Origin of the sequence: Nocardia cerradoensis NBRC 101014, from assembly GCF_000308535.1 — a bacterium.
GTDB classification, from domain to species: domain Bacteria; phylum Actinomycetota; class Actinomycetes; order Mycobacteriales; family Mycobacteriaceae; genus Nocardia; species Nocardia cerradoensis.
This window is the reverse complement of record NZ_BAFW01000127.1, coordinates 1-5,917: the sequence shown is the minus strand read 5'-3', so window position 1 is coordinate 5,917 and position 5,917 is coordinate 1. Positions and strand designations below refer to the sequence as shown.

General features: G+C 67.8%; 6 protein-coding genes. 4 read left to right on the top strand and 2 right to left on the bottom strand.

Annotated features, from left to right (window positions below; all coding sequences use genetic code 11):
* From ON23_RS13285 to ON23_RS13270, 4 genes are all read left to right on the top strand, one after another.
* On the top strand, positions 1 to 606 hold a 606-nt coding region (locus ON23_RS13285), incomplete at its 5' end, for an ABC transporter permease (protein WP_039778471.1).
* Entirely contained in the window at positions 603 to 1,889 is a 1,287-nt protein-coding gene (locus ON23_RS13280; protein WP_039778470.1) for an ATP-binding cassette domain-containing protein, read from the top strand. The genes ON23_RS13285 and ON23_RS13280, both read left to right, overlap by 4 nt.
* Positions 1,886 to 2,623 (top strand): ABC transporter permease, encoded by a 738-nt coding sequence (locus ON23_RS13275; RefSeq protein ID WP_039778468.1) that lies wholly within the window; start codon positions 1,886 to 1,888, stop codon positions 2,621 to 2,623. The genes ON23_RS13280 and ON23_RS13275 overlap by 4 nt, the downstream gene beginning before the upstream one ends.
* Entirely contained in the window at positions 2,620 to 3,597 is a 978-nt protein-coding gene (locus ON23_RS13270) for a glycine betaine ABC transporter substrate-binding protein (protein WP_039778467.1), read from the top strand. Before ON23_RS13275 ends, ON23_RS13270 begins: the two co-directional genes overlap by 4 nt.
* A 5-nt stretch (positions 3,598 to 3,602) precedes the next feature.
* Here ON23_RS13270 and ON23_RS13265 read toward each other — a convergent pair whose 3' ends face one another.
* Together ON23_RS13265 and ON23_RS39790 are read right to left on the bottom strand one after the other, a co-directional pair.
* On the bottom strand, positions 3,603 to 5,609 hold the full coding sequence (locus tag ON23_RS13265) for an aconitate hydratase (protein WP_039778466.1): 2,007 nt from the start codon (positions 5,607 to 5,609) through the stop codon (positions 3,603 to 3,605).
* A 146-nt stretch (positions 5,610 to 5,755) separates the two neighbouring features.
* A complete protein-coding gene (locus ON23_RS39790; protein WP_373282188.1) occupies positions 5,756 to 5,902 on the bottom strand; it encodes a hypothetical protein in 147 nt (48 codons plus the stop codon).
* Positions 5,903 to 5,917: the final 15 nt, after the last annotated feature.

Below are 5,917 nucleotides of genomic sequence, written 5' to 3'. Positions count from 1 at the left end.
CTGGCCTTCCTCACCTATCAGCATGCGTCACTGGCGTTTCAGACGGTTCTGGTCGGCACGATCGTCGCCGTGCTCATCGCGATGGCGGTCTACCGGCTGCCGCTGCTGTCGCAGCTCTCGCTCACCTCGAGCCGGGTCGCGCTGACCATTCCGTCGCTGGCGCTGCTGGCCCTGCTGCTGGTCCCGTTCGGGCTGGGTGTGGTCCCGTCGTTCATCATGCTCGCGTTCTTCGCCGCGCTGCCGGTGATCGGCAACGCGATCGTCGGGTTGCGCTCGGTACCGGCCTCGGTGGTGGAATCGGCACGCGGCATCGGTTTCTCTCGCACCCGCATCCTGCTCACCGTGGAGCTGCCGATCGCATGGCCGGTGATCCTGACCGGTATCCGGGTCTCCACACAGATGATCGTCGGTGTCGCCGCCATCGTCGCCTACGTTCTCGGGCCCGGCCTGGGATCGCTGATCTTCAACGGCCTCTCGCGTCTGGGCGGCGCGAACGCGCTGGAGACCGCGGCCACGGGCACCATCCTCATCGTCATCGTGGCGCTGGTATTCGACGCGCTACTCGTTCTGCTGGGCCGCCTCACCATCGCCGAAGGACTCTCATGACCGACGCTGTGACCGACCGGCCCGGACCGGCGACGCCGGAACGCAATGTCACCGGGGCGTCCATCGTCCTCGACTCGGTCGTCAAGAGATACAAGGGCCAGGACAAGCCGGCCGTTGCCCGCCTCGACCTCGAGATCGAGGCGGGACAGATCGTCGCCTTCGTCGGCCCCTCCGGATGCGGGAAGACGACGACGCTCAAGATGATCAACCGGCTGATCGAGCCGACCGAGGGCCGCATCTTCATCGGCGGGCGCGATGTCACCCGCGAGGACCCGGACAAACTCCGGCAGTCGATCGGGTACGTCATCCAATCCGGCGGCCTGTTCCCGCACTGGTCGGTGCGCAAGAACGTGGGCGCGATCCCGCGAGTGCTCGGCTGGGACAAGAAGCGGATCGCCGAACGCACCGAATACCTGCTCGAACTCGTCGGTCTGGATCCCGGGATCTTCGCCGACCGGCTGCCCAAGGACATGTCCGGCGGCCAGCAGCAGCGCGTCGGAGTCGCGCGGGCGCTGGCCGCCGATCCCCCGGTGCTGCTGATGGACGAGCCGTTCGGCGCCGTCGACCCGATCACCCGAGTTCGCCTGCAGGACAGCCTCATCGGGATTCAGCACGAACTAGGCAAGACGATCGTCGTGGTCACACACGATTTCGAGGAGGCCACCAAACTCGGTGACAAGGTACTGATCCTGTCCGAGGGCGGCCACGTCGAACAGTACGCGCGGCCCGAGGAGATCCTCACCGCGCCGGCCACACCCTTCGTGGAGGAATTCGTCGGCTCCGGCGCCAAACTCGCCTATCTGACCGTGCAGCGGGTGCGCGACGTGGAGTGGGACGACGTGGTCACCGCGCGCATCGGAGAGCCGTCGCAGGCGGTGATCCAGCGCGCGCGGGCCGCCGGCCAGACCTGGGTGGTGGTCGTCGACGCCGCCGGGCGGCCGCGGTCGTGGCCCTCGCTCACCGAACTGGCGAGCAAACCGGAGGTCTCGGACTACCTCGATCGGCGGTTACCGGTCGTCGCGCGCTCCTCGACGCTCAACGACGCCCTCGACGCGATGCTGGCGGCCAGTCAGGGCGCGGCCCTGGTGACCGACGGGCGCGGTGCGGTCGTCGGCTCGATCGGCATCGGCGCGGTGACCGAGACCATCCAGGCCGCACTCGCCGACGTGCGCTCCGAGGAACACGACACCTCCTACGAGACCTACGTCGACGGAACCGATCCCGCGCCCACCCCGGTGGTCGCCGCCGACGACGACGAGCACGAATCGGCCGGGCAGTCATGACCCGCCTGCGGCAGCTGCCGATGGACGTCTGGTTCGAGCCGTTGATCATCCTCGTCATCGGCATCGGCTACATCGTCTGGTACCGGTCGACGACGTTCACCCCGACCGAACAGGCCTCGCTGGCCTGGTCCAACCTGCAGACCACGATCTGGTCGCATATCAAGCTGACCGTGGTCGCCACGGTGATCGTGGTCGTCGTCGCGATTCCGCTGGGTATCGCGCTGACCCGGCCCGCGCTCAAACGCCTGGAGCCGATCGCGGTCAACATCGCCAATATCGGCCAGGCGGCGCCGGCGGTCGGGCTGCTGGTGTTGTTCACCTTCTGGCTGGGCACCGGATTCCGTACGGCGGTCGTCGGTCTGGTGGTGTACGCGATTCTGCCGATCCTGCAGAACACCATCATCGGCCTGCGGCAGGTGGATCAGCGCACCATCGAGGCCTCGCGCGGGATCGGGTTCTCCGCCGCCCGCACCCTGGTACGAGTGGAGTTGCCGCTCGCGGTGCCGGTGATCCTCAACGGGGTGCGCACCGCCCTGGTGATCCTGGTCGGTACCGCGACCCTGAGCACCTTCATCGGCGCCACCAGCCTCGGCACGCTGATCACGACGGGCGTCACCCTGTTCCTGCCGAAACTGCTCGTGTCCGGGGCGATTCTGGTCGGACTGCTGGCGTTGATCATCGACTGGCTGGGCAGACTCGTCGAACTGGCCGCGACTCCGCGAGGTGTGTCATGAGGTCGGTGCGGGCCCTGGCACTGTGCGCGGTCGCCCTCGTGGTGTCGATGATCGGCGGATGCGGGCTGGTCAGCTCGTCGGGCACCTTCCACGATGCGAGCCTGCCCGGCGGGCAGCGACCGCTCGACGGCGCGAAACTCGTGGTGACGTCGAAGAGTTTCACCGAGGGCGTGCTGCTGGGCAAGATCACCGCCACCTATCTGGCCGCGGCCGGCGCGAAGGTCACCGATCTGACCGGCGCGCCGGGTTCGGCGTCGTCGCGGCAGGCCCAGCTCAACGGTGACGCCGACATCCTGTGGGAGTACACCGGTACCGGCTGGGTCAACTACCACAACGAAACCGAGACGATCTCCGACCCGCAGGAACTCTGGCAGCGCGTGCACGATATCGAGAAGCGTGAGCACAACCTGGAGTGGCTGCCGCCGGCGAATTTCAACGACACCTATGCCTTCGGTGTGTCGACGCCGACCGCCCAACGGCTCGGGGTGAAGTCGCTGTCGGATGTGGCGGCGTTGCCGGTGCGCGACCGCACGTTCTGCGTCGACGACGAATTCTTCAGCCGCGCCGACGGTTTCATTCCGATGCTGCAGAAATACGGGATTCCCTACAACGATCCGAACGGCGTGCCCACCGGCAACGTCACCCGGATGGACGCCGGCGTCGTCTACACCGCGACGGCCAAGAGCGCGCCGTGCAATTTCGGCATGATCTACACCACCGACGGCCGGGTGAAGAATTTGAATCTCGTCGTGCTCGACGACGACAAGAAGTTCTTCCTGCCCTACAGCGGCGCCGCGGTCGTGCGCGGGGAGATCCTGGACCGCTATCCGCAGTTGCGTCCGCTGCTGGGCACGATTTCCGAGCGGCTGACCAACGATCTGATGCAGGAACTCAACGGCCGCGTCGACATCGACGGCGAGGATCCCGCCGACGTCGCCTACGACTGGTTGAAGAGCGAAAAGCTCATCGAGTAGAACGCTCAGCGAGCCGACATCTCGCGCGCCGCCTGCGCCGCCGCGAGCCGCGGAATGATGCCGCCGGCCAGTACCGTTTCCACCTGACGCTCCGAAAGCCGTTGGCGCAGTGGGATATCCACGTTCGCCGTGACGTCGTGGGCGGTGACCACGGAACCGGCGGTGAGGGCCGCCCGCAGGCCCTCGATGCGCAGCACGTCACCCACCCCGATGCGGTCGTAATCGGCGGGGTCGGCGAATTCCAGGGCGACGATGCCGAAATTGGCCAGATTCTGCCAGTGGATGCGCGCATACGATTTCGCGATCACCGCCCGCAACCCCAGATATCGCGGCGCGATCGCGGCATGTTCGCGCGAGGAGCCCTGCCCGTAATTGTCGCCACCCACGACGACATGTCCGGTGGTGCCGGAGATCTCGGCCGCGTGCCGCGGATAGTCCGGATCGATACGGGTGAAAGCGAATTCGGCGAGTTTCGGGATATTCGAGCGGTACGGCAGTGCCCGCGCTCCGGCCGGGGAGATGTCGTCGGTGGAGATGTTGTCGCCGACCACGAGCAGGACCGGGGCCTCGATCACATCCGGCAGCGGATCGAAATCCGGCAGCGCGGAGATGTTGGGGCCCTTCACCAATTCCACGGTGCGCGCCTCCGCTTCCGGCAGCGGCGCCACCAGCATCGCGGTGTTGACCGAGGCGTGGGCGGGCAGTTCCAGCACCGGATAGTCGAGGCCCAGTTCGTCGGCCAGGTCGCGCGGATCGGTGATCGTCGCGGTCAGCGCGGACGCGGCGGCGGTCTCGGGCGAACACAACCACACCGAGTCCTCGTCGGTGCCCGAGCGCCCCGGGAAATTGCGCGGCATGGTGCGCAGCGAATTGCGGCCGACGGCCGGCGCCTGCCCCATGCCGATACAGCCCATACATCCGGACTGGTGGATGCGCGCCCCGGCGCGGATCAGTTCGAACGTGGCGCCCATTCTGGTCAGATCCTCGAAGATCTCCCGCGAGGACGGATTGACATCGAAGCTGACGTCGCTGTGGGTCTGCCGGCCGGAGACGATGGCGGCGGCCATCGCGAAATCCCGCAGCCCGGGGTTGGCCGACGACCCGATCACCACCTGCGCGACCGGTTCCCCGGCGACCTCTCGCACCGGAACCACGTCCCCGGGTGAGGAGGGCCGGGCGATCAGCGGCTCGATCGCCGACAGGTCGATGTGCTCGTCGAGGTCGTAGCTCGCGCCCTCGTCGGCCCGCAGTTCGGTGAAGTCGGCGGCACGATCCTCGGCGCGCAGGAATTCGCGCACCGCGTCGTCGGCCGGAAAGACCGTGGTGGTGGCGCCGAGTTCGGCGCCCATATTGGCGATCACGTGCCGATCCATCGCCGTGAGTCCCGCCAGGCCGGGACCGTGATACTCGACGATCCGGTTCACGCCGCCCTTGACGCCGTGGCGGCGCAACATCTCCAGGATCACATCCTTGGCCGAACACCAGGGCGGCAGTTCGCCGGTCAGTTCGACGCCCCAGATCTGCGGCATGGTGATGTAGAGCGGCTCACCGGCCATGGCGAGCGCCACCTCGAGACCGCCGACGCCGATCGCGAGCATGCCCAGCGAGCCGCCGGCCGGCGTATGCGAATCCGAGCCGACCATCGTCACGCCGGGTCTGCCGAAACGCTGCATATGGGTCGGGTGCGAGACCCCGTTGCCCGGTTTGGAGAACCACAGCCCGTAGCGGCGGCAGGCCGACAGCAGGAATTCGTGGTCCTGGGCGTTCTTGTCGTCGGTCTGCAACAGATTGTGGTCGACGTACTGTGCGCTGAGTTCGGTGCGCACCCGGTCGAGCCCGAGCGCCTCGAGTTCCTGCATCACCAGGGTGCCGGTGGCGTCCTGGGTGAGCGTCTGGTCGATGCGCAGGGCGATCTCCTCCCCCGGGCGCATCCGGCCCGACACCAGATGGGACTCGATCAACTTCTGGGCGACAGTGCGCGGGCCGTCCGTGTGCGGCTGCTGGCCGGTCATCTGCCCTCCTCTGCCCGGGGCCGCGGGGTCGCCGGGGCCGAGCGTGTCGTCGGTGCACCAGTCCCTTCCAGGATGCGCCGATCCACGCCGGCTCGCCGCAACCGGTCCGGGGAACGGCCCCCGGGTCGCGCCCGCAGCGGATCCGTTCAGCTCGGGCTGCGCCGAAACACCTTGCCGGTCAACGGGTCTCGTTCGGTCAGGCAGTACACCCCGCCCACCGGATCGGTCATCACCAGCCACTGTGCGCCGCGGTGCGCGCGCCGGGCGCCCAGCGATTCGTGCCAGGCCGCCACCGCCTCGACATCGGC

Bases quoted from the DNA above. Each gene is read 5' to 3' on its own strand.
- ON23_RS13280 (WP_039778470.1), top strand. From the start codon at position 603: ATGACCGACGCTGTGACCGACCGGCCCGGACCGGCGACGCCGGAACGC.
- ON23_RS13265 (WP_039778466.1), bottom strand. From the start codon at position 5,609: ATGACCGGCCAGCAGCCGCACACGGACGGCCCGCGCACTGTCGCCCAG.
- ON23_RS13275 (WP_039778468.1), top strand. From the start codon at position 1,886: ATGACCCGCCTGCGGCAGCTGCCGATGGACGTCTGGTTCGAGCCGTTG.
- ON23_RS13270 (WP_039778467.1), top strand. From the start codon at position 2,620: ATGAGGTCGGTGCGGGCCCTGGCACTGTGCGCGGTCGCCCTCGTGGTG.